This window comes from Paenibacillus sp. FSL H7-0323 (assembly GCF_038002725.1).
GTDB classification, from domain to species: domain Bacteria; phylum Bacillota; class Bacilli; order Paenibacillales; family Paenibacillaceae; genus Paenibacillus_AQ; species Paenibacillus_AQ odorifer.
The window spans coordinates 993,996-1,019,966 of the sequence record NZ_JBBODB010000001.1 but is presented as its reverse complement, the minus strand read 5'-3'; the positions used below and the strand labels follow the sequence as shown (position 1 = coordinate 1,019,966).

Sequence of the window (25,971 nt, the reverse complement as noted above, 5' to 3'; positions counted from 1 at the left end):
ATAAGTCCTTAAGAGTCTAGCTCTGCTAACTCCTGAAGGATTGTCTCTACATCACCATCAGGATTTAACGCTTTGATCATCTCTTTTGTAATGGCTGCCCCCTCATAAACTTGTGCAACAACCTCTAAAGGGAGTGTGAGTTCAAAATAACCTTCGGCAAATTCCACAAAATCCTCAGCTGTGCGGAAAATAGTCCCTAGCAAAAAGTCCGAACCATCTTCTACCTCCGCTGGAATCTCTACCTTCCCCTTCTGCCACGTCAAATCATTATTTTCACGCCAAAAACAAAAAGTAACATCATCCTTAGCTATCGCCTCATCTTCCAGTAAAGACAATAGCGAGGTTGGGACCTCTTCATAGATTCCTGGCCAAATTTCATGTTCGTCACGCGCATATGGACTTACTTCGGACTCATGATCAAAACCTTTAATTATCGTTCCTTGAGGTGTAAAAATAATAAACAAATTATCGCCTGAGCCATTATCGATCGATGCTAGAGAAACATTCTTATCAAATTTAGAATCAAAACTATGATAGCGAAGCCAGTCCTCTGGACATAGGACAATATTTAGAGAAGCAAGTGTTTTCATAAGTTTTTTTAAGTTTTCGGGTGCTGGTAAAATATCTAACACATTCATCTATGATTCCTCCCCATTGTAGATATAAATGATTTTAGCATATTCATGAATTCCGGGTGAAAAAAAAGACTACCCGAAGGTAGCCTTTCCAACTTAACAAAACACTAGCTTAACTTAAGACCCCGCACCTTTATATCTTCGTACGCCATAACTCCAGGCTAACAAACCAATCCCCAGGAATATAGCGCCTACTACAGGTGTCATCAGAGCAAGGCTGGTCATCTCCTCCCGCTGTAGAAAAAGCGCGGCTGGATACACTCCGACGAATGCAAATGGAATGATCCAAGTAAGCAATACCTGTATAGCACGATTGTAAATCGTTACCGGGTAACGGCCATAAGTCTGAATGTTGTACATTAACGGAAGAATGCCAGTAGGAGCATCCGAATAGAAAGACAATGAAGTCAACGTTGTGTAAATCCCCGTATAGATGGCGACCGCACTTAACGTTAGAACGATCAGAGCCGGTATCGTCCACCATTCAAAAGGAAGACCCAGATTGCTGCCACTGATGGCCATAATAATAATACCTATGAATGAGCCCATAAGTGCTGGTGGATCAACATTTTCCAAAAAGATCTGGAACAAATTATGAGCTGGGCGTGTCAAAATACGGTCCATCTCACCTTTAACGATGTAACGTTCACTAAATCCCCATAGATTCACAAAACAACTAAACACCCCAAAAGGCACCATAAAGAATCCATAAACGAACACTACTTCATTCTGATTCCAGCCGCCCAGGCTATCTGTGTGCATAAAAATTACGAGAATAAAGATAAAGTTGGTAGCTTGAAAAAGTAAGTCTGAAATGACCTCTACCCAAAAGTCAGCGCGATAGGTGAGCCGGCTCTTCATATAGTTTTTGATATATTCAATTAATAATCCCAGGTAATACATGTTTCCTCAACCTCCCTGCACGAAGAGACGCTGCCGCGCCGCATGATATAACCAGACAATTGGAATCAGCAATACCAGGAACCAAATAATTTGTATCCCTAATACATTCCATATTCCAACCCCTTGCACCCGTCCCGTAAACACTGAACCTGGCAAGTAGGTAATCGCCTGAAACGGCAGCACCTCAAGTACGGAAGATAACCAGTTAGGAAACAGACTGATCGGTACGATTAAGCCGGAGAATAAGTCTACAATCACCCGCTTCATTCGCATCATGCCTTCATTATTTTCCACGAAAAATGCCGAGAGCCCTGTAATGATATTGATCTGTGAATTAATTAAAAAGCTGAAAAAGAGCATCACCAGGAACCCTGCCCAAGCAGATGGCGCTGTTGGCAATTGAACCGGGAACAGCAGCATCGCTATGGCCATGCCGGGAATCATAAATAAGAGGAAGCGGAACATTCCCTCTCCAAGACCTTGCATCATTTTGACTAAAACATAGTTATAGGGCCTTATAAACTGGATAGCGATACTTCCATCACGGATATCCGTAGAAATCTCGCGGTCTAGGTTATTAAAATAAAAGGCTCGAGCCATCCACGACACAGCAACATATGATGTCATTTGCGTTGCAGTAAAGCCACCCAATGAATCCCCATTGCCATAGATGGCCATCCAAGTGAAATAGTTAACCCCAATATTCAGTGAATAGATAAGAATACCTGAGTAGTAGTTAATCCGATAAGCAAGCATGGTAAGAAAACGGATGCGTATAAAATCTAAGTAAGCCCCGAATAGTAATTTACGGCTATTCTCCTGAGGACCACCAGAAGACGCGCCTCCTGAGGAGGAAGACATAGCCGTTGCAGGATTAAGCTTATCAGACATGTAAAGCCTCTCTTTCATCCTTCAGAGCGGCAGCCATTTCATCAGGCTTGTCTGCAGACCCGGATTGATAAATACTGCGAACAATATCGTCCGTATTGGTCTCTATGATTTTGATATCAGTAATGTCTGCTTTTCCCACTACTCTGCCTAATACATCCGATACATTTAGCTCAAGCGGTATCCAGACAGACGCCCCTAAATCGTTCTCCGCAGACCAAGTAACAGGCAATCCCTCAGTCCATAACTCAAGTTGCTGACGTTTCGTAGCATTTCCAAATTGAAATTGAACCTCACGTCCGGTTCCCCAACGCTGCTTCAGGTCTTTCAGTCCTCCGTCATAAATGATACGGCCATCATCAAGCATTATCACTCGGGAGCAAAGCGCCTCAATATCTTGCAGGTCATGTGTAGTCAGCAGTATAGTTGTCCCATGCTCGCGGTTCATATCTTTTAGAAATTCACGGATCTCTGACTTCACCACAATATCTAAGCCAATGGTCGGTTCATCCAGAAATACAATCGATGGATTATGAAGCAATGCTGCCACTAATTCACAACGCATCCGCTGACCTAGACTAAGCTTACGAACCGGACGATTCAGCAGTTCTTGCAGTTGCAGTCGTTCGACCAATTCATCCAGCCGTTTCTTGAAATCTTGTTCAGATACCCGGTAAACCTTGCGCAGGAGCTGGAACGACTCAATCACGCCAATGTCCCACCATAGCTGACTGCGTTGCCCGAATACCACACCGATATTTTTCACGAATTTCTCGCGCTCCAAATACGGAACATACCCACCTACTGTCAGGTTTCCGGAAGTCGGCACGAGAATACCTGTGAGCATTTTGATCGTGGTCGATTTCCCAGCACCGTTCTCGCCGATATATCCACAGATCTCACCTTCAGGAATGGAAAAGGAAATGTCCTTCACCGCAGTCACTTCCGTATATTCCCTTTTAAACAAATCAGCGAAGGCCCCTTTGAGACCCTCGCGGTTTTTTTGTACTTTGAATGTTTTGCGTAAGTCTTGTACTTGAATAGCAGTCATATTGTACCTCACTAAGCTTAGAGTTGGTTCCCAGTACCCCATTATAATAGAAGAAGCGCAAAAGCACTACTTCAATCTTTACTTAGCCAGTCTTTCATTTAGCGAATGGGTGTCCTTCACAGCTTCTAAATGCCCTGAGCGAGCGACTTTAGTCCGCAAATATTTCTCGTTAAAAGAAGATACATCTCCCCATAACGCTACTCTTTTCACGGCATTCATCCCTGCAGCCTTGAGCGCATCCAATTTCTTCGGATTATTCGTAATCAGCGTCACTGGTTTGTGACGTAAAGTTTGCAGAACACTGATTGCCTCTTCGTAGTTTCTTGAATCATCAGCAAATCCCAACTCTAAATTAGCCTCAACTGTATCGTATCCTTCTTCCTGTAAAAGATACGCTAAAGATTTACTGAACAGGCCAATGCCTCTTCCTTCATGATTCGCGAGATAAAATAATGCCCCAGAGCCATGCTCAACAATCATTTTCATGGATTGATGCAGCTGGAAGCCGCAATCGCAACGTTTACTGCCAAAAATATCGCCAGTATGGCAGATGCTATGCATCCGGATCAATGCATCCTCAGATTCTTCGAAATCGCCATATACCAACACACTGGATTGTTGTCCTTCTGCTAAGTTCATGGATGGCAAACGTGAAATTAAAGCTGCCGTTGCTTTACTGCTATCCTCTTGAAGAAGCTCTGCATCCGTTGTATTCAGCCAGTTGTACCATTTAAAAACAACGGTCTCGCCGTCTAAATTCACCGGTAACGTAATGGGTCCAACCAATATATTTGTGGAATTTGCTAAAGGAATTCGCGTGATTTTATTCTGTAAAATAGAAGTGATTTCTGGTTTAATCATAATTACACCTTCCTCATTGTTCATCAATGCTTAGATAGAGCTAAGCATAAGGATAAAATATTAGTTAAATTATAAGTAACTATTTGTAAGTAAGTTTATCATTGTAATATAACTTCGTCAAGTTATAATATATCTTTAAATATTTATAATTACTTTATGTAAGTTTATGATATAATGAATGTCGAGGTGATATTATGAATGATTTCAACATGTGTCCTCGCTTTGAAAAAGCGGTAGACTTGCTAAGTAAACGTTGGGTCGCGCTGATCGTTTTCGTGCTTATGCCAGGGCCACGCCGTTTTGGTGAAATTGAGAGCTGTCTGTCCAATCTCAGTGGCAAGGTGTTATCTGACCGATTGAAGGAAATGGAAACCGAAGGCATTATAGAGCGAACTGTATATCCTGAAATGCCAGTACGTATTGAGTACTCTCTGACTCCAAAAGGCACAGCGCTTGCTCCTATACTTGGTGAAATTGGAAACTGGTCTACCGAATGGATTGAGCTTGGTATTAAGAAATGATTCCCGCTACACAACACAAAGAGCCCTAATTGTCCCGATCATGAGATAAGAGGGCTCTTTTTGGATTAACATCCCCTTTATAAGTCTTTTCGCTCGAAGCGAAGTAGACCTATAACAAAAGCTAACAGGGTATATCCTATCGCATAAAAAATAAACATATTTGACGGAACCGTATTAAAATCCAGCAATCCATTCATGCTGCCGAACAACCCCATCATTCCACTCATTTCATTAGCGCTGAACAGGACGGCGGTCATTTTCCGCTGTAAACCATCCACTGGCATAAGCAGTGCCATCATTCCTGACAGATTATTTAATGTGTCAAGGACATCGGGTTCTAATCTCAGCGATCCTCCGATCTTATCAATCATCCCACCTAACCAGCCAGCTCCATATAACATTGTCATAAAGACACCATTCCCCACTGCTGAGAAGAATCCAGAACCCAGCATAGAAATCGTAATTAGCAAAGGCACTACAGAGGAGAATAACAAAAATGATTTCAATAGGACTACGACGTCTCTAGGAACGGTGGCACGGATCTCAGTAATCCATAAAATAGAAATAAATAAAATCAAGGCATAACCGATCCCAAGCGTCACATATCCAAGCCAGCGACCTGTGTACCATTTCCACCGCGGCAGCGGTCTTGGCAGTAAAGCCTGCATAACCCCTTGTTCCGCTTCACCTGCAATAGCTGAGAAGGAACTGAAGATCGCCAAAAAGGCGAGTACAAAAGCGCCAAAAAAGAATCCAAGTGATAATATAAAAGCACCATTTGTAAAATTAGCTAAGAGATGCTCGCCACTGCTAATATCTGTTCTGTTCGGTATTCCGCTTTGTCCGATCGTATTTGCCACAAACCAAAATCCTATAAGAAAGACAATGGTCATAAGCAATGTTAATACCATTACTCGTTTACGCAGCGATTCCTTCCAGGTCATTCCTATGATTATTCTCATTCGTGTTCACCTCTGTGACTTAGGCCGGATACAGCACTCATAAACCAGTCTTCCAGACGTTCTCGCTTCCGTGAGACTTCATATAAGGTCATGCCCTGTTCAATAATTAACGTGTTCAGCCAGCCTACTTGCTCCTCATTCTCCAATTCCGCTTCCAGCCAAACTGTGCTACTCTCCAATGTAGCTGGGAATGAAGCTCCTTTTTCAGATTGAGCTCCGATATCCGCTGAAACTTTGATCTGAAGTTCAGTACTATCCTGTAACCAAGACAACAAAATAGGCGTAAAACCGCCCACTTTAAAATGCCAGCTTGTTCGCTTATTTAAGATCTCAGATACTTTCCCATGCCGCAGTATAACTCCGTTATTCAGCAGTGCCATACGGTCGCAGATGAGTTCAACATCCTCCAGTAGATGAGAGTTAAGAAATATTGTAACTCCCTTCTCTTTTAGCCTCTGCAAAATATTCCGAACTTCCTGACGTCCAATCGGGTCTAGCGCCGATGAGGGCTCATCCAGAAAAACGATGGCCGGATTGTTTACAAGAGCGCAAGCAAGCCCTAATCTCTGCTGCATCCCTTTGGAATAATGTTTCACACGATCCCGTCCACGGTTTCCAATTCCAACTTCCGCTAGAAGCTCTGGAATTCTTTTGTCGGCTACAGATCGATCTACACGGCACAGCTTGGCATGCAGTCTTACTACTTCTTCCCCCGTAAGCCATTCTTGATAGCGATATAATTCCGGTAAATATCCGATTTGGGACTTGGCTTCTAGTGAACCGATCTTATGACCAAATAGAGTAGCACTACCATTCGATGGACGAATGAGACCTACCAACATTTTGACAAAGGTACTTTTCCCCGCACCATTAGGGCCGAGGAAGCCAAAGGCTTCCCCTTTCCCAACAGTAATCGTTACATCACGGCAACCACGTCCGTTATCATATTCTTTGGTCAAAGACTTCGCTTCTATTGCAGCAGCCGTCATTATTCAATCAACTCCCCTAACTTCTCTAAGAATACAGCTTTATCTGTATACACGCTTCCTCCGTTGAAATCAAACAGTTGTCCGTTCTGTACCCAAACGGCCGAGTACACAATCCCTTGACTATATTCATTCTGATTCAGTAAAACCGTTGTATCTTTAATCTTTATTTGATCGGTATTCAGGCCTTTTACCAGTGGCAGAGGAATTTCACCCGATAAAATGCGGCTCTGCTTTAAGCTGGATTTCAGATAATCTGGCAGCAATGGAAAATCGATTATAGCTTCCAAAGCTTCATCAACCTTTATAGTTGGATCTACCGTAATTAAAGGAGTCTTCGTCTGGGTAAGATTAGCCCATTTATCATTATCAATCGAAAGATCATAATTCACGATCTCCGAAAGATCTAATTTAATTTCTTTCCCATCTATGGCTTCTGGAAGAAGCTGTTTTGCACCCAATCTTTTCATTGCTTTATTAACTGCTTCAATATTAAGCTTCAAGGTTATTTCTTGTGAATTGGTTATATATGCGCTCTTCACATTCTCGAGCAAAGTTCCGCTTGGAAGTGTAAAACCTAGAGTCTCTTCCACCTGATTTAGCGGAATAATCCCTTTATTTGAACCAAAGGAACTTGTAAACACACCAAATTTGTTCATAGCTTCATTCATGGATTGACTTTCATTTACCTGATAAAAAATATCCCGGATATCATTTTCATTCACAACTGTAACTTCTTCCATCCGAAATTGATTCAGCAGCGATGCCATAGCCGTATTTCCTACTGGAGTTCCAAGTATAACCGCAAAGATCGCGGCACCTGCCACTGCTACTCCCCATTTGCGCCGACGATTCATGCGAGGACGCTTGGATGGGCGATTAGCTGTTGGATTGTCATCCGTAGATTGAGGCTGGTCTATATGTGGATCTGTTTTGTCATCATCTTTCATAACATCCACAGACAACTGCTGACTCCACACAGACCATTTGGGACTTGCAGGCTCAGACGCTAACTTGTTTTGCAATTTGGCCCAGGCTTCATCTGTATGTTGTTTATTATGATCTTGATTTAGCGGTTGTTTAGTCATTAGTAATCCCTCCTAAATAATTTAGCTTCGCTTATCTCGTTTTATTATTCCGTCTGAGACAGTGATTTTGCTGCATTTTGTCTTAACCTCTGGGTCGCACGGTGCAGTAATGTCCCTACTACGGGAGGTCTTAGACCAAGCTCGCCTGCTATTTCCGCATAACTGTAACCAGAGTATCTAAGCAGAAGCGCTTGTCTATCCCTGTCAGGCAGCTCGTTCAACCATTCATGAACATCCTCCTGATCCAGCTTACTGATTAAGACTTCCTCTCCTGAAGGAGGTGATTCCCCCACTTCGTATAACTGTTCTTGTTTATTTTGCAGCCGCCGTTCCCTTGCTTTTTTGTCCAGATAATCATATCCAATACGAGTAAGGACTCTATGAAGCCAGGCACCCAGCGCTGCTGGATCATCTGGGGGGTTACGATACAATCTCAGAAAAACTTCTTGTGCCAAATCATCTGCTGCCGACTCATCACGAACCAAAGCGGTCAGCTTACGTCTGACAATAGGATAATGTTCATAGAATATTGCTTTAAAAATTTCAGATTCCGGAATTCCCATCTTGTAAATCCTCCTTATCAGCTGCAGCTATAAGTAAGACGACTATCAATGTATTTTTGTATCAAGATTACGTAAAAAAAGACAGCCCCTAAATTAATAAGGAAACTGTCTTCTAGTGTTTACCTAATTCGAATGTAACGATTAAGAATCTTTTTAGATAAAATACTCCGTTCCAGCCTAAGCTCCCAGAGCTGCTCTTTCCACTGAAACTGTTGCTCTGAATGTTCATTCTCCCGTAACTTCTCAAACAGCTTCATAATCATTATGTTAATGGCATCAAACCTTGACCAAAGTTCTATTACACTTTCTTCTTGTATCTGAGGACTTTCCGCTGCTGCACTAAGATTCTTTAAACGCTCAATGATGTCAGCCTGCCACTGCCCATCTTTAATCGCCTTGGCGTAATTTAAAAGATCCAAATAATCATCGACTGACATGTGTACCGACTCCTTTGCTTACTTATACCAAGTATTATACTAGGCATTATCTATAAAGCAACCCTTTATCTCTGGACACAGCAAAAAAAACAGGACTGGTATGAGAACCAGCCCTGTTTAAGGATTTCAACATGATCAATTTAGTTATAAAAGCTTTTGAATATCATCTTTAATTTGCTCTGATTTTGGACCAAATACGATCTGCACAGCCCCTTGACCCAGTCTCATAACACCGGAAGCTCCGAGCTGTTTCAATGCGGAATCTTTAACGGCTTTTTCGTCATTAACAATCAGACGAAGGCGTGTGATACATGCATCGATATTGCGGATGTTCGATGGACCGCCGATGTTCTCAAGAATTTGAGCAGCTTTAGAAGACGATGAAGGCGTTCCATTACCTCCAGGTGGTGCTAATAGACTTTCTTCATCATCATCTTCACGTCCAGGTGTTTTTAGCTTGAACAATGAGATAATAAAGCGGAATAGTACATAATACAAGACGAAGAATCCAAGACCCACAGGAATAAGTATCCATGCATTAGTAGACAGTTTCAGGTTTACAAGATAATCGATCAAACCTGCGGAGAAACCAAAACCAAGCTTAACATCTAAAATGTACATCAAGGCCATGGAGAATCCTGTTAATAAAGCATGAACTCCGTACAAGAGTGGTGCTACGAACATAAAGGAGAACTCAAGTGGTTCAGTGATCCCTGTTAAGAAAGAGGCAATGGCAGAACCGATGAAGATGGAAGCAACCATTTTACGTTTTTCCGGTTTAGCTGTATGAATAAATGCAAGTGCTGCCCCTGGAAGCGCAAACATCATAATTGGGAAGAATCCAGTCATAAACATCCCAGCAGTTTTATCTCCAGCGAAGAAGCGGTACAAGTCACCATGCACCAGTTCACCAGCTGCATTCGTAAAATCACCAATTTGGAACCAAGCAATCGTATTAAGCACGTGGTGAAGACCGAACGGAATCAGCAAGCGGTTAGCTGTACCGAAGATGAATGCTCCAACAGCCCCCAGTGACACAACCCAGTTCCCGAAGTCACTGATAACATCTTGTATCGGACTCCAGATCATACCCACAAATACAGCAAGAACCATCATAGAAGCTGCCGTAATGATTGGGACAAAACGTTTACCTGCAAAAAATCCGAGCCAATCAGGCATTTTTATATTGTGGTATCTCTTGTATAAGAACGCTGCCCAAGCACCAGCAAAAATACCACCAAGCACACCCATGTTCAATACAACATCATCATTGATGAAAGAGAATTGAAGCGGTACGATAAGCAGAATCTTAGTCAGTACCATGTAAGAAATTACTGCTGACAAAGCTGCTACGGCGTCACCGGCAAATCCAATGGCAACCCCTACCGCGAAGATTAAGGCTAGGTTACCGAAGATCGCATTCGCTCCGGCGTTTAGAAATGGAGCAAAGTATTGATTCAGAAATCCACCAATGGTCGCTCCTAGCGGAATATCTTTTTCGTAGTTAAGCAAACCAAACCCTTGAAGAATAGCTGCCGCCGGCATGGTTGCAACAGGAAGCATTAACGACTTACCTAGTTTTTGTAGAAAAGCCAACATTTAAAATCATCCTTTCGGTTCAATAGTAGTAGTGCTCTATAAACCATTTACTTTGAAGCCACGGTAAGAATCAGATCCTGTCCTGCTGTAACCTGACCATAATGTCCGCTTACTTGAGGTGGATTCTCCTCTGTACTGGTCACGATTACAGGCGAAATTGTGTCACAACCTGCCGCGCGAATTACGTCCAGATCAAATTCGATTAGGGTTTGACCTGCTTTTACTTGATCTCCAGAGGTTATATGACTGACAAAACCGTTGCCCTTGAGGCTGACAGTATCGATTCCGATATGTAATAGCAATTGCATACCGGAGGAATGTTCCAGAATGACTGCATGACTCGATTTCACGATATGAGCAACCCTACCGTCAAAAGGCGCTTTCAAAATTCCTTCAGAGGGTTTTATTGCAATTCCGTTACCCATATGACCGCCAGCAAAGGTTTCATCCGGAACCTGTGCTAGTGGAACTGACTCCCCGCTGATTGGTGCCATGATTTCGATGGTATGTTCAGTATGTTTCTCTTCTTTTTTTGATTTCCATTTGGAAAACATATGCTCCACTCCTCTTAAGATGTTAATTTGATTTCACTAAGGTCTGAAATAACCGATGCAAATGCATGGCTAGAAAACATAGTTCTTCTTCCGGAATTTCGACCTCAAGCGATCTTTGCATTACTTTACCGAGCTTTTTAGCCAGCTTGTATTCCTCTTTGTATTCTTTCTTAATATGTTTCACAAAGGGATTATCTATTAGTGATCCTTTTAAAATACGTTCCAGCGAAAAACGCAAGTGGATCATTAATCGGATATGATTCATACTGCCGTGCTCAAAAGTTATCTTTCGTTCTTGCTGAATCATGTCTAGAAGCTCATTGACAATATTAGAGGCCTTGACTAACTGACCAACCGATACATTATTGACTGCTGAATACACATGATAAGTAAGAAATCCAATCTCATCTTCGGGGATTTGCACTTGAAATTCAGCATTGATTTTCTCCGATGCCTTGTAAGCGATCTCAAATTCCTTCGGAAATGACATTTTGGTTTCTTGCAAAAACGGATTAATAATATCCATCCCGTTGCGCAGACGGTAGATGGTGAACTGTATGTGGCTCGGGAGTGCCAGATAAATCTTGTCGTTTAACTTGTCAGGAAATTGACTTTGGATATCTGCAATTATCTCATCAGTTATTTTCATTACCTTAGGATCTATATCTTCCAGCAAAACTTGATATTGGCTCCAGGCTTCGCGATCTTCTAGACGAAACAATTTCTCAATCCGAGCATCATTTCCTTCGATCACACCAGAACCCTTCACTGCAAATCCAATACCTTTGCCAATGATGACATATTCCTTCCCGTTTTTGCTTCCCTGAACCATTACAACGTTATTCCCAATTACACGCTGTACTTGAAATTGCTCGATCTCTCGCGACAAGCTCATCACTCCTCTCCCTAATTATCGTCAAATTGGAACAAAAAAAGCCAAGAATTGTCTAATGGAAATAAAGACAATTCTTGGCTCATGCCCTTAACGGTAACACGCCACTAAAATATAAATGATCATTTATGAACATATCATAATTCATGAACTGCTAACTCGTCAATGGTAAATTTAGAAATGTCAAGCGGAGCTCCCATTATCCCAAACAGCGCCTTATAAAAACTCTTCCACGCGAGGAAGCTTATCTTTAAGCTGGCGGACGTTAGTTTCAAGCCTCAGAATAACCTCTTCCAATTCTTTTGGATCAATGCCTCGGGAAACAGGAACCTGGATAACCTCTGTTTTTGTTTCTGCCTTTAATTCCCGCATTTCCAGCTGCTGCTCTTGCCATTTATCCATCAGATCAGCTATCGTCGCATAGAAACGTTCGTAATCTTTGATTACGCTGTCCAGAAATGTATCTACTTCCTCCGCATCGTAGCCACGCAGCTTCATGCTGAATTCTTTTTCATGTATGGTTAGAGCGTCTAATGTGATGCCAAGTTGACTGAACAGCTTCCGCTGTTTGTCTAACCGGCGTTTCATATGTTCATCCATCTTTTGCTACCTCCAAGTATATACTGCAATCATCCGGCAGTAACCATTATAACAGGGTGAGAGCATCCTGAAAATATTACTATAGTTGCAGTTCTAATAGTTGTCCACAACAGCTTTATTCAAAATGCCTAAGCAGCGGTCAAGATCCGTCTTTACCTGCTTTTTATATAACTTTGCTTTCTCTTCTCCATCTGAGGTGAAATGGTAAAGTACGATTTCTTGAAAATCCACTTTAGGGTCATTGCCTTTCAGCTGCTTGGTTCGATATAAAATCCCTTGCTGCACCAGCTCATGCAGGGCGCGATAGATTTCACTCTGTGGAGGGGAATAACCATGGGCTTTGAAATCCCGACGTAAATCCTCCAGCATTTGATATCCGTAACCGCGGTGTTGTTCTACCATTGTTATAAGATACACTTTGATAAACGCTCGTTGAGCAATCATAAACGCCATATAAACCCTCCTCATGTTGTAAATGTTGTTGGCTAATCTTTCCTTCTATTACTCTAGTATAAGCACTATTTTCCAACTTTCACAACCTGAAATTTGATAGAGGGTTCACTTATTACGTTGTTTATAGAGATTTGGTGGGATATTGGATGATTTATGTGGATGTGAGTAGGTAGAGCTTAGTTTTTTTGTGGTTTTCTATTGTGAATTTTTCATATGATGAAATTATGGAATAAATGATTGTACATCGTTGATTTCGTAGAATGATCCTCGAAGAATTAGGTCCACATGCTTCGGCACGATACAAATTCTATCTGAACCCGCATGCTTCGGCACCCCCTCCCATTCTTTGTTTAATTTGATTCGTTTGGTTTGTTTGGTTTGATCCGTTTGGATTGATCAGTTTAGTTTGATCAGTTGCTTGTTCGAGCTACTATCGGACCCAGTTGACCCTATTCGCTGCTTTTCCCCACTTTTGGTGTGCTATCGGACCCCATGGGCGCTATTAGCATAAAAAGTAACATATATACAGCTATTCTTGTGGAATAGCTGCACTGGTGTCCGATACTACTCTCAAATAGCTAAATATTTGCAAATAGCGTCTTTTGAGTCCGAAAGCTTCAGCGCGAACCAAACTCTATTTAGATCGGCAAGTTTCTGCGCGAAATAAACTCTATCTGAGGCCACATACTTCTGCATGATCCCCTCCCATTCTTTGTTTAGTTTGTTCAAGTTTGCTCGTTCGAGTTGCTATCGGACCCAGTTGACTCTATTCGCTGCTTTTCCCCACTTTTGGTGTGCTATCGGACTCCATGGAGGCTATTGGCATAAAAAGTAACATATATAGAGCGATTCTTGAGGAATAGCTGCACTGGTGTCCGAAACTACTCTGAAAAAGCTTAATATTTGCAAATAGCGTCTTCTCGGTCCGAAAGTTTCTGCGCGAAATAAACTCCATCTGAGCCCACATACTTCTGCGCAAACCAAACTCTATCTGAATCCACAGGCTTCAGCACGCTCCCCTCCCATTCTTTGTTTAGTTTGTTCAAGTTTGCTCGTTCGAGTTGCTATCGGACCCCATTGACTCTATTCGCTGCTTTTCCCCACTTTTGCTGTGCTATCGGACCCCATGGGCGCTATTGGCATAAAAAGTAACATTTATACAGCTATCCTTGGGGAATAGCTGCACTGGAGTCCGAAACTACTCTGAAAAAGCTTAATATTTGCAAATAGCGTCTTCTGGGTCCGAAAGTTTCTGCGTGAACTAAACTCTATCTGGATCCACAGGTTTCTGCACGAAATAAACTCTATCTGAGCCCACATACTTCTGCGCAAACCAAACTCCATCTGGATCAATATACTTCAGCACGATACAAACTCCATCTGAACCCGCATGCTTCAGCACGATACAAACTCTATCTGAATCCACAGGCTTCAGCACGCTCCCCTCCCATTCTTTGTTTAGTTTGTTCAAGTTTGCTCGTTCGAGTTGCTATCGGACCCAGTTGACTCTATTCGCTGCTTTTTCCCACTTTTGGTGTGCTATCGGACCCCATGGACGCTATTGGCATAAAAAGTAACATATATACAGCTATTCTTGGGGAATAGCTGCACTGGAGTCCGAAACTACTCTGAAAAAGCTTAATATTTGCAAATAGCGTCTTCTGGGTCCGCAAGCTTCAATAGAACATCAATTCGAACAGCAAAACGCAAAAAAGCGATCCTCCATGTATTGAAGAATCGCTTTTTAGGTAACTAATAAGTTCCACTTTGCCAAGTTCATTTTCTAAACGTCCTTCTCAGCTATAATCCCTGCGCCACTCTGCTTTCCAAGTAACCTCTCCTAAGCACTATTTCATAGCGTTTTTCTCCATAAATTCATCCTTCGTCAATCCAAACAACAGTAAGTCTAAATACTGTCCATTTGTATAAATAACTTTACGGCGCACGCCTTCTTGAACACAACCCACTTTTCTAAGCATAGCTGCTGAGGGTTCGTTACCTTCGAGCGTACATTCGTTAAACTTGTTGAGTCTAAGCTCCTAAAAAGCATACTTCAACAGGATGTTGATAGCTCTTGTCCCATACCCCTTACCTCGATGATCTCTATCCACTTGCACGCCTATACTGAACGTACCATTTTTCTCGTCTATGCTATTAAGATTTAATCCACCCACATATTCACCATTCAGATTTTCGATCGTAAACATTAGCCGCTGTGATGAGAATTCTGCAAATGTGAACAGATCTTAGTCTTATTTTCTCATCCTGCCAAAAATAATGACAGTAATCTATCTCTCTCATCTTATACCTCCGAGTCAATAATTTAGAGATTATGATAACACATCTACAGGATTATATTGGTATAGTATTTTTAAAATCAACTTTACGGTTAAAAAGCATAGTATTATATATTCATAAAATGCGAATCCCAAAATCATCTGAAATAGAGGTATATTCTATGAATGAATATCAATTGATTAGCGATTATAAATACATCGATAAATATAAGCTTAGCTTCAATTCTTTAGCCCAATCAATCTTTGGTATTGATTTTAAACCTTGGTATGAACAAGGGGGCTGGAATGACAAATATATTTGTTATTCCTTTATCGATGAAGATCACGTCATTGCGAATGCATCTATTAATAAAATGACTATTCTCATCAACAAAAAAGAATACAACGCCATCCAAATTGGGACGGTGATGACACATCCTGATTATCGTATGCAAGGTTTATCCCGAAAATTAATAGACCACATTATCGCTAAGTACGAACATGAATACGACTTTCTCTACTTATTTGCTAATGAGCGCGCTTTGGATTTTTATCCTAAATTCGGGTTTGAACGCATGCAAGAAAGCAGCTTTTCACTTAACGCTGCTCATCTTAGCAATCAGCCAACTACAACCTACTCTGTGCGGCCTTTATCTATAGGTAACCCCGTTGATTTTAGCATGATCAAAAATTTTGCAGTCAAAAGAACACCGGTATCCTCTGCGCTAAGTGTGATAAATAATGAACATCAGCTGCTGTTTTATTTTATTCTTCCTTTTCACGATTCCTTTTATTATATTGAAAAGGCTGACGTTATTGTGATCTTTAAACATGAGGATCATCAGCTTCATATTTTTGATATTATTAGTACAACAAGTTTTGATATCAATACAGTATTGAAAAGCATTATTTCTCCGGATACTGAAGTTATACATTTTTATTTCACACCAGATTATCCAATCGATCAAGTTAAGGCAGAATTAATTTCACAGAGTGAAGATACCTTATTTATACGTCCGCTATTAAAAGAACTCCCTCAACATTTCATGTTTCCTATTACCTCTCATGCCTAGTTAACAAAAAAAAGGCTGCCATCTGGCAGCCTTTCTTAGTCGTGCATAGGAATATACATACTCTGTATCTCTTGTACTCCAGGGACAAATCCTAGATTTAAATAAACAGACTCCGCATCATTACCTTCCATGACATATAATCTTAGGATCGGATACTTATCTTTCAGGAGATTAAGTCCTCTTTTCAACATCAGTGTAGCAATCCCTTTTCCTCTGTAAGCAGGTATTACACCAATACTGTAAACTGCTGCGTAATCATCTTGTAAACCCAAAAGACAATTCGCAATTAGCTGTCCTGATTTCTTATCATACACAAGCGTTGACGCTGTCAGTAATTCTTCATTTGTGTAATTAGGTTCCACATGACCCATTGCTTTTAACATTTTAGCTTGCAAAATAACCCCTGGCACCCACACGCTCACATGCCTCGAGGAATTACACATAACAAGCGCTTTGTCCAGTTGGACATTTGCATCTTTAAGATGATTCCGTTCATAGAAAAGATCCGCCAAAAATACAAAACCATGTCCTTGTAACGTTTACTATAGATGCAAATTTCTCTATGCCTTCCCTGTTTTGGTCCAATAGCTCAACGAACGTATCCACGTCCCCCTGATAAAATGCAACCGAAGCACGATACAGATCCAACCGCATTTGAATTACGGCTTGCTCTTTTTCCGGAATAATAAATTCCTCTTCCATGAAAAGTTCAACCTTTGTAAGAAGCGTTTGGCATCATCTGATCGTCCAGCGACAGCCATCGAACCCGCTTGAAAATAAAATAAATCAGGGTGCACAATCATATTTTTGATCGGCAACTTATCTAGTAAATCTAGCAATGTAGATTCATCGCCATCTTTGATAATTGAATTGAAAGGCCTATCCATACATGATGCAGAAAACGTATAATCCTCTGCCTCAAAAGCATGCTGGATAGCTTCCAAGACCAGCCCTTCCTGAAAAAGAGCGGAAGGCAAGAATTAAACCCGCTGCCCATCCTTCTGTTTTTTTTCCAAGCAAAAATAACTCATCTTGTGAAAGCTGCTCGCTCAAGGATTGAGATTGTAGCTCATCTATTTCGTCAAATGTAAACCTCAGATCATCGTAACTTAATTCTAGTAGTTCCTGTTGTGCTCTTAGGCGGGATAAGGCGAGTGGCGGGAGAGTTCTACTCAATATTACAAGCTTCACATTAGCCGGAAGATGTCCGATGAAAAAGCCCATACTCTCATGAATCGATTGATTCGTAATCGCATGATATTCATCCATTATAAGTGTAATAGAGCCTGGAAGAGAATGCAGATCGTTTAATAAAAGAGGAATCGCAGTTTCTACTGAACCGTCACGAATAGACTGGATAAACAAATCCAAGCGATTTAAAAAGGGGCGAAAGATTCTCTCAATTGCAGCATGCAAATTTAACCAGAACCGTACAAGATGGTTATCTGCAAGTTCCAGTGACAACCATGCAACCTCATCGGAATGAGTGCGAGCCCATTCAGCTGCAAGTGTCGTTTTTCCGAATCCAGCTGAGGCGGCAATAAGCGTCACTTTGGCACGATTTTCATCCATGAGTTTAGACATTAATCTTATGCGCTGATCATAATAAGGAGCCTGTTTTAACCATCTATTAAGTAGTAACATAACATTCTAGCTTTCTGACATCCAATCTCAAAAAAAAGACCGCCAATTGGCAGCCTTTTTTCTAATATATTCTTGAGCATAACCAAAAAGCTGAACCCACTGCGATAATGCCTGCCATAGATACAAACAGGACATACCCTTTCTTTGTTCTAGTAACGGTGTGTTTATCATAAAACTCTGGTTTTCGAACGATTCCAAACCATAGATCAGCAATTAAATTCACGACTACTAAAGAAAAATTCTTTAATTTACTCATGTTATCTCTCCTTGTACATGTTTGGATTCATCTCTAACCTTTCAAGCTCTGAGCAAAACCTGACCTCCATGAAGGGTAAGATGGACTCCATCCGTAATCCATTCGAGCTTTTGTATTGGACGCCCCCCGTTCCCAGCCTTCTCTGCCCATTTGCAAAGGAGGTCTAGGAGCTCCCAAGATTTCAGAAAAAACAGGCACCCAATCTATTCCTCGCGCAGGTTCATTGTCCACAATATTAACTGGACCAGAAGGCCAGTTCAGAGCAAGCGCCGCCGCGTTAGCTGCATCCTCCACGTGAAGGAATGACGTAACCGCTTCTGTTGCAGTCAGTCTCCCTTGTCGAATTTCTTCTGTCATTAATCCCGCAGTATCATACCAAGTCCCTTGGCCGTACAACATTCCGTACCGCAAAATCACATGATTAGGAATTTCTGCAACTGCCTTTTCAAGTGAGCGGATACCCTCAATGGTTCTCATCCGGGATTCAGAAGCATTAGTATCTAATGGAGTATTCTCCGTGGCAGGTCCCTCACCAGCTTCATAAGCCCAAGAGATACTTTGAGCAATAATCTGTTTAACCCCGTTTGTCAGTGAAGCATCGACAATATTTCGTGTTCCTTCTATTCTTATCCTTGAATTATCTGCAAAATTCCGCTGACTTAATGAAGTCAGCTGATGAATTACCACTTCAGGTTGGGCTGCTTGAATAGCCGCAAATATAGACTCACGCTCATACACATCCGCGATTACCGCTTGTGCCCCTATGCTCTCAAGGATTGTTTTGTTTTCTTCTTTATGGGTCAGACCGATAACCTCATGCCCCGCTTGTAGTAACTTAGGAAGCAATAACCGTCCAATCACACCAGCAGCACCTGCAACAAAGATTCTCATCTATTCCCTCCTTTTCGCTGTACTGTATCTTATGGCATAACTAGAGACAAAACATAATTTGAATGATTATCCATATGATACCACATATGCAAAAAAGACTGCACCTCACAGTCTATTGCTAAGAGGTGCAGTCTTTGATTTGTTTCATTTTATAAAGTGGTTCATCCAAAAATAGCAGCTTGTCTTTTATAAAGATCTTCCAATACTAAGCAAGCCATTGCTTCAACAACCGGCACGATTCTCGGACAGATACATGGATCATGTCTGCCCTCCGTTTTAATCTCAACTTCTTCACCATTCGTGTTTATGGTCTGTTGAGTAACAGAAATCGAGGATGTAGGCTTTACACTTATTCGAAAAATAATCTCTTCTCCTGTGCTGATTCCGCCTATAATCCCACCGGAATGGTTACTAAGAAATCCATCCTTATTCATCGCGTCATTATGTTCACTTCCAAGCATAGAGGCCGCTTCGAATCCAGCTCCAAACTCTATTCCTTTTACAGCACCAATAGATAACATCGCTTTAGCTAACTCTGCATCCAATTTATCAAATACGGGTTCTCCAAGACCCGGAATAACCCCTCTAATCCGACACTCCACGATACCTCCGCAGCTGTCTCCAATCGAAGCTAAGTGTTCAATTTTTTTAATCATTTCAGCTCCAGCCTTAGCATCACAGGCGCGGACTGCATTTTGTTCAATAACATCTTCATCAAAGGTTTGACACTTAATCCCTCCGACCTCTTGCGTGTAGGCTAGTACCTCAACCCCTCTTCTTTCGAGCAGTTTCCGAGCGATCGCTCCGCCAGCTACTCTTGCCGCTGTTTCCCTGCCTGATGCCCGTCCACTGCCTCTATGATCGCGAATTCCGTATTTCTGCAAAAAAGTATAGTCCGCATGCCCGGGTCTAAATGAATGCTGAATATCGTTATAGGCCTCCGGTTTCATATCTTTGTTGTACAGAACTACAAAGAGTGGAGTTCCGGTTGTTTTCCCTTCGAATATTCCTGATTGTATTTGCACCACATCATATTCCTTACGCGGTGAAGTTACAGAGGACTGGCCTGGTTTCCTTCTATCCATCTGTTTCTGAATATATGCTTCATCAATTTCAACATTAGGTGTAACTCCATCCACTATGACCCCAACCGCTGCACCATGTGACTCTCCAAAGGTAGTAATCTTAAATACTTCTCCAAATGTGTTACCTGCCATAATATTCAAACCTCCATTGCCGACTCTTTTATTATTTATATATCCAAATTATAATAAGATTGTTGCGATTAATGAAATCACATTTTCAACAGACTGTCATAGAGGTGATCTATATCAAATTCTTTAACCTTGAATGGTATCGTATTTTTTTATATACGGCTCGTTACAAAAATCTAACAAAGGCTGCAAATGAATTGCATATTACACAGCCATCCGTAAGTTATGCCATTAAACAAATGGAGGATTCTTTAGGCCTCAAATTATTTCATCGTTTATCTAAAGGTGTAGAGCTAACCGAGGAAGGACGGGCGTTATTGGAATATGTTGAGCCCTCTTTAGTCATGCTGGATTCTGCACAAAAGCATCTTCATAATCTAAAGCAATTAAACGAGGGAGAAGTTCGGATTGGAGCAAGTGATTCCCTTATAAAAAATCTTTTGCTGCCGCAATTGAACGCATTCCACAAACAATATCCCGGCATACGAATTCGGCTATCACACGGAAAAACGCATGAGATCACCAAACGTTTGAAAGAAGGCGAAATAGACTGTGCGCTCGTCCATATGCCTATTGACGATCCACAATTAAGTATTCAGACGCTTGCCACCCTTGAGGATTGTTTTGTAGTGGGACGAGCCTTTCAGGAACTGGCAAACCGTTCGCTTACGGCAAAAGAACTTGCAGAGTTACCTTTTATTTTATTATCCCCAGAAAGCAGCACCAGACTGTTTGTTGATCATTGGTTTGCTGGTAAGCGGTTGTCCGTTAAACCAGATATAGAGCTGGGCAGCATCGATTTACTCTCTGAATTCGCAAGACTTGGTTACGGGGTAGCCTTTATTAGCCGTTCTTTTGTAATTGAGGAGATTCAAAAAGGAGAACTTTTCGAGTTGCAATTAGATGATCCCCCTCCCCCCCGGAATATAGGCTTCGCAATCCATCGCGATATGAGGTTATCCGTGGCAGCTGATTCTTTCATCCGCATGCTTCGTATCCTTGATTAAGATCGTGCTGGTAGCAGCACATAAGGACACTCCGGAACGTGGCACGTGCTTAGCAACCATAAGGGCGCTGCGGAACGGGGGGATTTCGTAGCTGCAAACCGGGGGCTTATGCTCAGTAGGATAAGGACACAGAGTCCGGGTGCGCTTACGTAGCAATACAAGGACACAGTGGAACGATAATAGTAAAAGGACTCTAGGGAACGGTGCATGTACGTAACAGCATTAAGACACAGCGGAACGATGCACCTCCAACAAAGGTCACCGTGATCGGGTACGCATAGATAGCAGTACAAAGACAGCACGTGCGTAGTAGTATTAAGGACACTGCGTAACGGGGCACGTTCAGAGTTGCAATCCGATACGAATACTCTGTAGCATAAGGACACGTGACCGGGTGCGCTTACGTAGCAATACAAGGACAGCACGTGCGTAGCAGCATAAGGACACTCCGAAACGATGCAGGAACGTAGTAGCAAAGGACACAGCGGACCTTAACCGCAATATTATTCAATATTTGGAGCCCTATCGGACCCCATTGCAGCTATTGGCATAAATAACAGCAAATATGAGCCTCATTCTATAGAATAGCGTCCATGGAGTCCGAAATCCTGCTGCAAAGACCAAAAATTAGCCAATAGCGTCATCTGGGTCCGTACACCTCAGAAGAGGATGAGCAAAGGGGGATTCCGGGAGGCGCGATGGACTAAAAATACAAAAGGAGCGATTCTCCATTAAATCGGAGAATCGCTCCTTGTAACCTTTTACCGCTTTTAAAGCAGGTTATTATAATGTTATATTTTATCGCGGTTGTAGACTTCAGCCGTCCGATCCGCTCTGTTAGCCATCGAATTTCCTAGTCTAGTGTCTTCGTTATAGACGCCTTCGTAACGCTGAGTATTCAGCGAACGGTTACCGCGGAACACATCATGTGCTTGATAGCCGCGTCCATTATCATCGACTAGTACAAGGATTTTGCCGCTTTCCACATAACCTTCGTACTCTTTAGCCTCATCCTCAGGAATACCGAGTCCGATCAAGCCGCCGACTAATCCACCTGCGCCTGCACCAACTGCTGCACCTGTAAGGGTTGCAACTATAGGCCCTGCCGCCAGAATCGGTCCAATCCCCGGAATCGCCAATGCTCCGATCCCTGCTAATAGTCCGGCAACGCCGCCAACTACACCACCTGTAGCAGCGCCTGTTGCTACTCCTTCTGGAGCTTTTGTGCCTGTATCCTCTGAGATGTTTCTAAGCTCATCACGATCACGTGTGATTACTGATATTTCATCATTATTAAATCCTTGATTGTGAAGTCCTTCAATTGCTCTGGTTGCTTCTTGTTCTGTGTCGAAAATACCTACGATTTTTTTAGTCACTTGAAGCCCTCCTTAGTAATTGTCTTCGCTAGTAATTACCCTTTAAACGGGAGACCAAACATCTAAGGAAAAATTTCAAGAGCATATGTAACCATAAATTATTTTACAGGACGTGTACGATTAGTCGGAATAGCCTGTAATGGGTCATCTGGCCAATAGTGCTTCGGGTACCGTCCTTTCAGATCTTTTTTGACCTCAAAATAGGTCCCCCGCCAAAAACTTGCTAGATCAGAGGTTACCTGCACAGGTCGTCTAGCTGGTGACAAAAGATGCAGCAATACTGGCACTTTCCCCCCTCCAATTCGAGGTGTGTCCAGCTGTCCAAACATCTCTTGCAATCTTACTGCCAATACCGGGGCAGCAGGATTAGTATAATCTACAGGCACACGCGAGCCACTGGGAACAGATATATGTGTAGGTGCCTCCTTTTCCAGCATCTGCCGCTGATTCCAGTCTAACATCCCCTCAAGCGCTCGCGCTAACGGTACACGCTGAAGGTCGCGGAGGTTCCTCATACCTTGCAGATATGGCAAAAGCCATTCATCCAACGTAGCAATTAAAGAAACATCTGATACATCCGGCCAATCTGAACGTAAGGTATGCATAAACATCAAACGTTCGCGAAGCTGTATGGTTCCCTTCTCCCACGGTAGGATTTCAATGCCATCTGTAGCGATGACACTTAATAGTACATTTGCCATTTCTTCCGCGGAGGGTCTTTCATGTGAAGTTTCTTTTAAGACCAACGCGCCGAGCATTGTGCGACGACGTTTCTTCACACTTCCACTTTCTTTATCCCAATACACATCCGCTTCCTCGGTGATGCGGTCTGCATGATAGGAAAGCAGTTGTCCTTCTTCTATCTCAGCTGTCAGCATAATTGCGCCCTGTGTAGCGCGATCATCGATCGAAGCAGCTACGATATAAGATGACCGGGCCAGCGGTTGCCCTTCCCGCATGGCCGCCCCCCGACCGGAGGAGAGCAGAAACGCGCCATCGCCGCGTTTCGGCCCGATCCGGTCGGGATAGGCGAACGACAGAAGCAGCCCGCAGCGGCTGATGTCGTTCACGTTCTCGCCCGGCGCGGCTTGCAGCTGCGCCAGGAAATGGCGGCTCTCGCGCTGCACAGCGCGCAGAGCCGCCGGGTCCGCTCCGCCGCTATCAGCGGAGCGCTCGAACCGGAGCAGCGCCTCAACGCGGAGCGTGAGGTCGCAATCTAGGGCCGCGGGACCCTTGAAAAGGTCCCGCTCTTGCAGCAGCGCCGCCAGCCGGCAGGCGAGCGGTGCTGTGCCAAGCTCTGCCGCGCGCAGCAGCATATGCGCGGCTCGCGGGTGCGCGCCAAGCGCGGCCATGCTGTGGCCGTGCGGCGTAATAGCGCCGCGGCGTCCAGCGCGCCGAGCTGGCGCAGCAGCGCGGTGCCCTGCGCATAAGGCGCAGCGGGCGGCGCGTCAAGCCAAGATAGCGCGGCAGGATCGCGCACGCCCCACAGCGCCAGCTCCAAAGCGAGCTGCGCAAGGTCCGTCTGCATAATCTCCGGCACATTGTCATCCGGAAGTCGATTATGCTCCTCCTGACTCCACAGCCTGTAGCACACGCCAGGGGCTGTTCGTCCGGCACGTCCCCGCCGTTGATCCGCGGAGGCTTTCGATACCGGGACTGTCGTCAGACTTGGCATTCCTGTGCGTGGTGAGAATACCTGTGTACGGCGCTGCCCTGTGTCAATTACCGTTCGCACGCCTTCAATCGTTAGACTTGTCTCAGCGATAGAAGTCGCGAGCACTACTTTTCGTTCACCTTGAACAGATGCAGCCACAGCTGCATCTTGGATATTTTGTGGCAGCTGGCCATATAAAGGGCGAATTACCGTCTGCTCTGCCAAGCTTCCATTTTCCAACTCACTTTGAGTTCTGCGTATTTCTCTTTCCCCCGGTAAAAAGACGAGAATATCTCCGGGTTGTTCAACAAGCGCACGTCTCACAGCAGCAGCAGCAGTTTTTTCCAGTGGAAGATTCCCAGTAGTTGGCACATAGATTGTTTCTACAGGATAGGTTCTGCCCGGACAATTTACTACGGGCGCATCGCCTAGTAAAGCAGACACCCGCTCACTGTCCAAGGTAGCTGACATGATAAGAATCCTTAGATCCTCCCGCAGCACAGCCTGTGCTTCCAGTGTAAGGGCAAGTCCCAAATCCGCATGAAGACTGCGCTCATGGAACTCATCAAAAATAACTAAACCCACATCACCCAAAGAAGGATCGCTTTGCAGCATTCTCGTTAATACTCCTTCAGTGACTACAACAATCCGCGTATTTTTGCCTACTTTAGTGTCATTCCGCATCCGATAACCTACCGTCTGTCCAACACTTTCTCCAAGGCAGGATGCCATGTAAGTGGCGGCAGATCTAGCAGCAAGCCTTCTAGGCTCTAACATTAAAATGCTTTTACCCGCCATCCAGGGCTCGTCCAAAAACGCCGGAGGCGTTCCTGTTGTTTTGCCTGCACCCGGTTCAGCGATAAGTACTGCTGCCTGCGCAGTGTTAAGTATGTTTTTCAGGTCAGGAAGCACCTGTATAATCGGAAGTTGTTTCATTCTATCTCTCCATCGTCTATAATCATATGTTATAATTTCCCTTGAAGTTATCTTAGATCATCTTCATCATGTGTGAAAAAACCTTAAAGATCAAGACTTACCATTCATACCCTCTATAATATTAATAAGGAGACTTACTATGATATTCGTAACAAAAGCTACAATTTCAGATCTACCCATGCTCACCAAAATAGACAGCAAGATCATTGGCAATGAAAGCCGCAAATCGAAGATTGAAAAATATATCAAGCATGAGCAGTGTTACGTAGCATCACATAATGGAACGTTTGTAGGATTTGCTTGCTGCGATACCACCTTTTTCGAATGTTGTTTTATTCAGCTGGTCATTGTGGATCCTGAGTTCAGACGCCTAGGCATAGCCAAAACACTCCTTAGCTACATCGAGGAACAATGCCCAACCCCCAAGCTTTTCACCTCCACCAATGAATCCAATACGATCATGCAGCAACTATGTCTTTCTCAAGGGTTTGTTAAAAGCGGAGTCATTGAGAATTTAGATGATGGCGATCCGGAATGGGTATATTTTAAACAAATTAGATGAGTATACATGTTTAGTTACACATAACAAGCAAAAAGGCAGCTCTTCTGTCTAAAACGACCAAGAGATGCCTTTTTATTTTACACTATTTA

General features: G+C 43.1%; 30 protein-coding genes. 4 read left to right on the top strand and 26 right to left on the bottom strand.

Going from position 1 to position 25,971, the window contains the following annotated elements; all coding sequences use genetic code 11:
- Window positions 1–8 precede the first annotated feature (8 nt).
- From MHH89_RS04855 to MHH89_RS04835, 5 genes are all read right to left on the bottom strand, one after another.
- Window positions 9–638, bottom strand: a complete 630-nt coding sequence (locus MHH89_RS04855) for a hypothetical protein (RefSeq protein ID WP_076301892.1) — start codon at window positions 636–638, stop codon at window positions 9–11.
- A gap of 114 nt (window positions 639–752) precedes the next feature.
- Window positions 753–1,538: an ABC transporter permease gene (locus MHH89_RS04850; RefSeq protein ID WP_076190041.1), complete on the bottom strand. Its 786-nt coding sequence runs from the start codon at window positions 1,536–1,538 to the stop codon at window positions 753–755.
- A gap of 6 nt (window positions 1,539–1,544) precedes the next feature.
- Complete coding sequence (locus MHH89_RS04845; protein ID WP_051491475.1) at window positions 1,545–2,294, bottom strand: ABC transporter permease; 750 nt, start codon at window positions 2,292–2,294, stop codon at window positions 1,545–1,547.
- 127 nt (window positions 2,295–2,421) lie between these two features.
- The gene (locus MHH89_RS04840) at window positions 2,422–3,477 is read right to left on the bottom strand and encodes an ABC transporter ATP-binding protein (protein ID WP_341086457.1); all 1,056 of its coding nucleotides are present in this window, start codon (window positions 3,475–3,477) and stop codon (window positions 2,422–2,424) included.
- 78 nt (window positions 3,478–3,555) lie between these two features.
- Window positions 3,556–4,338, bottom strand: coding sequence for a GTP cyclohydrolase II (locus MHH89_RS04835; protein ID WP_076183786.1), 783 nt, complete (start codon window positions 4,336–4,338; stop codon window positions 3,556–3,558).
- A gap of 194 nt (window positions 4,339–4,532) precedes the next feature.
- Between MHH89_RS04835 and MHH89_RS04830 the strand changes: the two genes are divergently transcribed.
- Complete coding sequence (locus MHH89_RS04830; protein WP_036686688.1) at window positions 4,533–4,859, top strand: winged helix-turn-helix transcriptional regulator; 327 nt, start codon at window positions 4,533–4,535, stop codon at window positions 4,857–4,859.
- Between the two features lie 77 nt (window positions 4,860–4,936).
- Here the strand turns inward: MHH89_RS04830 and MHH89_RS04825 are convergent, their stop codons facing one another.
- From MHH89_RS04825 to MHH89_RS04770, 12 genes are all read right to left on the bottom strand, one after another.
- Entirely contained in the window at window positions 4,937–5,821 is an 885-nt protein-coding gene (locus tag MHH89_RS04825) for an ABC transporter permease subunit (RefSeq protein ID WP_341086456.1), read from the bottom strand.
- A complete protein-coding gene (locus MHH89_RS04820; RefSeq protein WP_076126163.1) occupies window positions 5,818–6,810 on the bottom strand; it encodes an ABC transporter ATP-binding protein in 993 nt (330 codons plus the stop codon). The genes MHH89_RS04825 and MHH89_RS04820 overlap by 4 nt, the downstream gene beginning before the upstream one ends.
- A complete protein-coding gene (locus MHH89_RS04815) occupies window positions 6,810–7,895 on the bottom strand; it encodes a DUF4179 domain-containing protein (protein ID WP_076218029.1) in 1,086 nt (361 codons plus the stop codon). Before MHH89_RS04815 ends, MHH89_RS04820 begins: the two co-directional genes overlap by 1 nt.
- A 44-nt stretch (window positions 7,896–7,939) precedes the next feature.
- Window positions 7,940–8,458 (bottom strand): sigma-70 family RNA polymerase sigma factor, encoded by a 519-nt coding sequence (locus tag MHH89_RS04810; RefSeq protein ID WP_076218030.1) that lies wholly within the window; start codon window positions 8,456–8,458, stop codon window positions 7,940–7,942.
- Window positions 8,459–8,577: 119 nt separating this feature from the next.
- Window positions 8,578–8,895 (bottom strand): hypothetical protein, encoded by a 318-nt coding sequence (locus MHH89_RS04805; RefSeq protein ID WP_036686678.1) that lies wholly within the window; start codon window positions 8,893–8,895, stop codon window positions 8,578–8,580.
- A 144-nt stretch (window positions 8,896–9,039) separates the two neighbouring features.
- A complete protein-coding gene (gene nagE, locus MHH89_RS04800; RefSeq protein WP_036686675.1) occupies window positions 9,040–10,494 on the bottom strand; it encodes an N-acetylglucosamine-specific PTS transporter subunit IIBC in 1,455 nt (484 codons plus the stop codon).
- Window positions 10,495–10,541: 47 nt separating this feature from the next.
- The gene (locus MHH89_RS04795; RefSeq protein ID WP_076126158.1) at window positions 10,542–11,048 is read right to left on the bottom strand and encodes a PTS sugar transporter subunit IIA; all 507 of its coding nucleotides are present in this window, start codon (window positions 11,046–11,048) and stop codon (window positions 10,542–10,544) included.
- Between the two features lie 22 nt (window positions 11,049–11,070).
- On the bottom strand, window positions 11,071–11,943 hold the full coding sequence (locus tag MHH89_RS04790; protein WP_076126156.1) for a PRD domain-containing protein: 873 nt from the start codon (window positions 11,941–11,943) through the stop codon (window positions 11,071–11,073).
- 213 nt (window positions 11,944–12,156) lie between these two features.
- Window positions 12,157–12,540 (bottom strand): DivIVA domain-containing protein, encoded by a 384-nt coding sequence (locus tag MHH89_RS04785; protein WP_036686669.1) that lies wholly within the window; start codon window positions 12,538–12,540, stop codon window positions 12,157–12,159.
- 93 nt (window positions 12,541–12,633) lie between these two features.
- Window positions 12,634–12,993, bottom strand: a complete 360-nt coding sequence (locus MHH89_RS04780) for a helix-turn-helix transcriptional regulator (protein ID WP_036686667.1) — start codon at window positions 12,991–12,993, stop codon at window positions 12,634–12,636.
- A 1,261-nt stretch (window positions 12,994–14,254) separates the two neighbouring features.
- Window positions 14,255–14,431 carry a hypothetical protein gene (locus MHH89_RS04775; RefSeq protein ID WP_340034442.1) on the bottom strand — a complete coding sequence of 59 codons (177 nt, stop codon included), beginning with the start codon at window positions 14,429–14,431 and terminating at the stop codon, window positions 14,255–14,257.
- A gap of 601 nt (window positions 14,432–15,032) precedes the next feature.
- Complete coding sequence (locus MHH89_RS04770; RefSeq protein ID WP_340034440.1) at window positions 15,033–15,200, bottom strand: GNAT family N-acetyltransferase; 168 nt, start codon at window positions 15,198–15,200, stop codon at window positions 15,033–15,035.
- A gap of 251 nt (window positions 15,201–15,451) precedes the next feature.
- Here MHH89_RS04770 and MHH89_RS04765 point away from each other — a divergent pair, with 251 nt between their 5' ends.
- The gene (locus tag MHH89_RS04765) at window positions 15,452–16,342 is read left to right on the top strand and encodes a GNAT family N-acetyltransferase (protein WP_341086452.1); all 891 of its coding nucleotides are present in this window, start codon (window positions 15,452–15,454) and stop codon (window positions 16,340–16,342) included.
- 35 nt (window positions 16,343–16,377) lie between these two features.
- Here MHH89_RS04765 and MHH89_RS04760 read toward each other — a convergent pair whose 3' ends face one another.
- From MHH89_RS04760 to aroC, 6 genes are all read right to left on the bottom strand, one after another.
- Window positions 16,378–16,737, bottom strand: a complete 360-nt coding sequence (locus MHH89_RS04760; protein WP_340398049.1) for a GNAT family N-acetyltransferase — start codon at window positions 16,735–16,737, stop codon at window positions 16,378–16,380.
- Window positions 16,738–17,001: 264 nt separating this feature from the next.
- Complete coding sequence (locus tag MHH89_RS04755) at window positions 17,002–17,286, bottom strand: hypothetical protein (protein ID WP_076218034.1); 285 nt, start codon at window positions 17,284–17,286, stop codon at window positions 17,002–17,004.
- Window positions 17,261–17,986, bottom strand: a complete 726-nt coding sequence (locus MHH89_RS04750; RefSeq protein WP_340034432.1) for a hypothetical protein — start codon at window positions 17,984–17,986, stop codon at window positions 17,261–17,263. The genes MHH89_RS04755 and MHH89_RS04750 overlap by 26 nt, the downstream gene beginning before the upstream one ends.
- A gap of 61 nt (window positions 17,987–18,047) precedes the next feature.
- Window positions 18,048–18,242: a hypothetical protein gene (locus tag MHH89_RS04745; protein WP_076126143.1), complete on the bottom strand. Its 195-nt coding sequence runs from the start codon at window positions 18,240–18,242 to the stop codon at window positions 18,048–18,050.
- Between the two features lie 33 nt (window positions 18,243–18,275).
- Entirely contained in the window at window positions 18,276–19,133 is an 858-nt protein-coding gene (locus MHH89_RS04740) for an NAD-dependent epimerase/dehydratase family protein (RefSeq protein WP_340398048.1), read from the bottom strand.
- Window positions 19,134–19,294: 161 nt separating this feature from the next.
- Window positions 19,295–20,350, bottom strand: a complete 1,056-nt coding sequence (gene aroC / locus MHH89_RS04735; RefSeq protein WP_076126139.1) for a chorismate synthase — start codon at window positions 20,348–20,350, stop codon at window positions 19,295–19,297.
- Window positions 20,351–20,421: 71 nt separating this feature from the next.
- On the opposite strand from aroC, the gene MHH89_RS04730 reads away from it, so the two are divergent.
- The gene (locus tag MHH89_RS04730) at window positions 20,422–21,354 is read left to right on the top strand and encodes a LysR family transcriptional regulator (protein ID WP_340034428.1); all 933 of its coding nucleotides are present in this window, start codon (window positions 20,422–20,424) and stop codon (window positions 21,352–21,354) included.
- 791 nt (window positions 21,355–22,145) lie between these two features.
- Here the strand turns inward: MHH89_RS04730 and MHH89_RS04725 are convergent.
- The 3 genes from MHH89_RS04725 to hrpB form a co-directional block, all read right to left on the bottom strand.
- Window positions 22,146–22,730, bottom strand: a complete 585-nt coding sequence (locus tag MHH89_RS04725) for a general stress protein (protein WP_076126136.1) — start codon at window positions 22,728–22,730, stop codon at window positions 22,146–22,148.
- Between the two features lie 98 nt (window positions 22,731–22,828).
- Window positions 22,829–24,046, bottom strand: coding sequence for an ATP-dependent helicase C-terminal domain-containing protein (locus MHH89_RS04720; RefSeq protein ID WP_341086449.1), 1,218 nt, complete (start codon window positions 24,044–24,046; stop codon window positions 22,829–22,831).
- Window positions 23,947–25,320 carry an ATP-dependent helicase HrpB gene (gene hrpB / locus MHH89_RS04715; protein WP_341086448.1) on the bottom strand — a complete coding sequence of 458 codons (1,374 nt, stop codon included), beginning with the start codon at window positions 25,318–25,320 and terminating at the stop codon, window positions 23,947–23,949. Before hrpB ends, MHH89_RS04720 begins: the two co-directional genes overlap by 100 nt.
- A gap of 139 nt (window positions 25,321–25,459) precedes the next feature.
- Here hrpB and MHH89_RS04710 point away from each other — a divergent pair, with 139 nt between their 5' ends.
- On the top strand, window positions 25,460–25,882 hold the full coding sequence (locus tag MHH89_RS04710) for a GNAT family N-acetyltransferase (protein ID WP_076280750.1): 423 nt from the start codon (window positions 25,460–25,462) through the stop codon (window positions 25,880–25,882).
- Window positions 25,883–25,971: the final 89 nt, after the last annotated feature.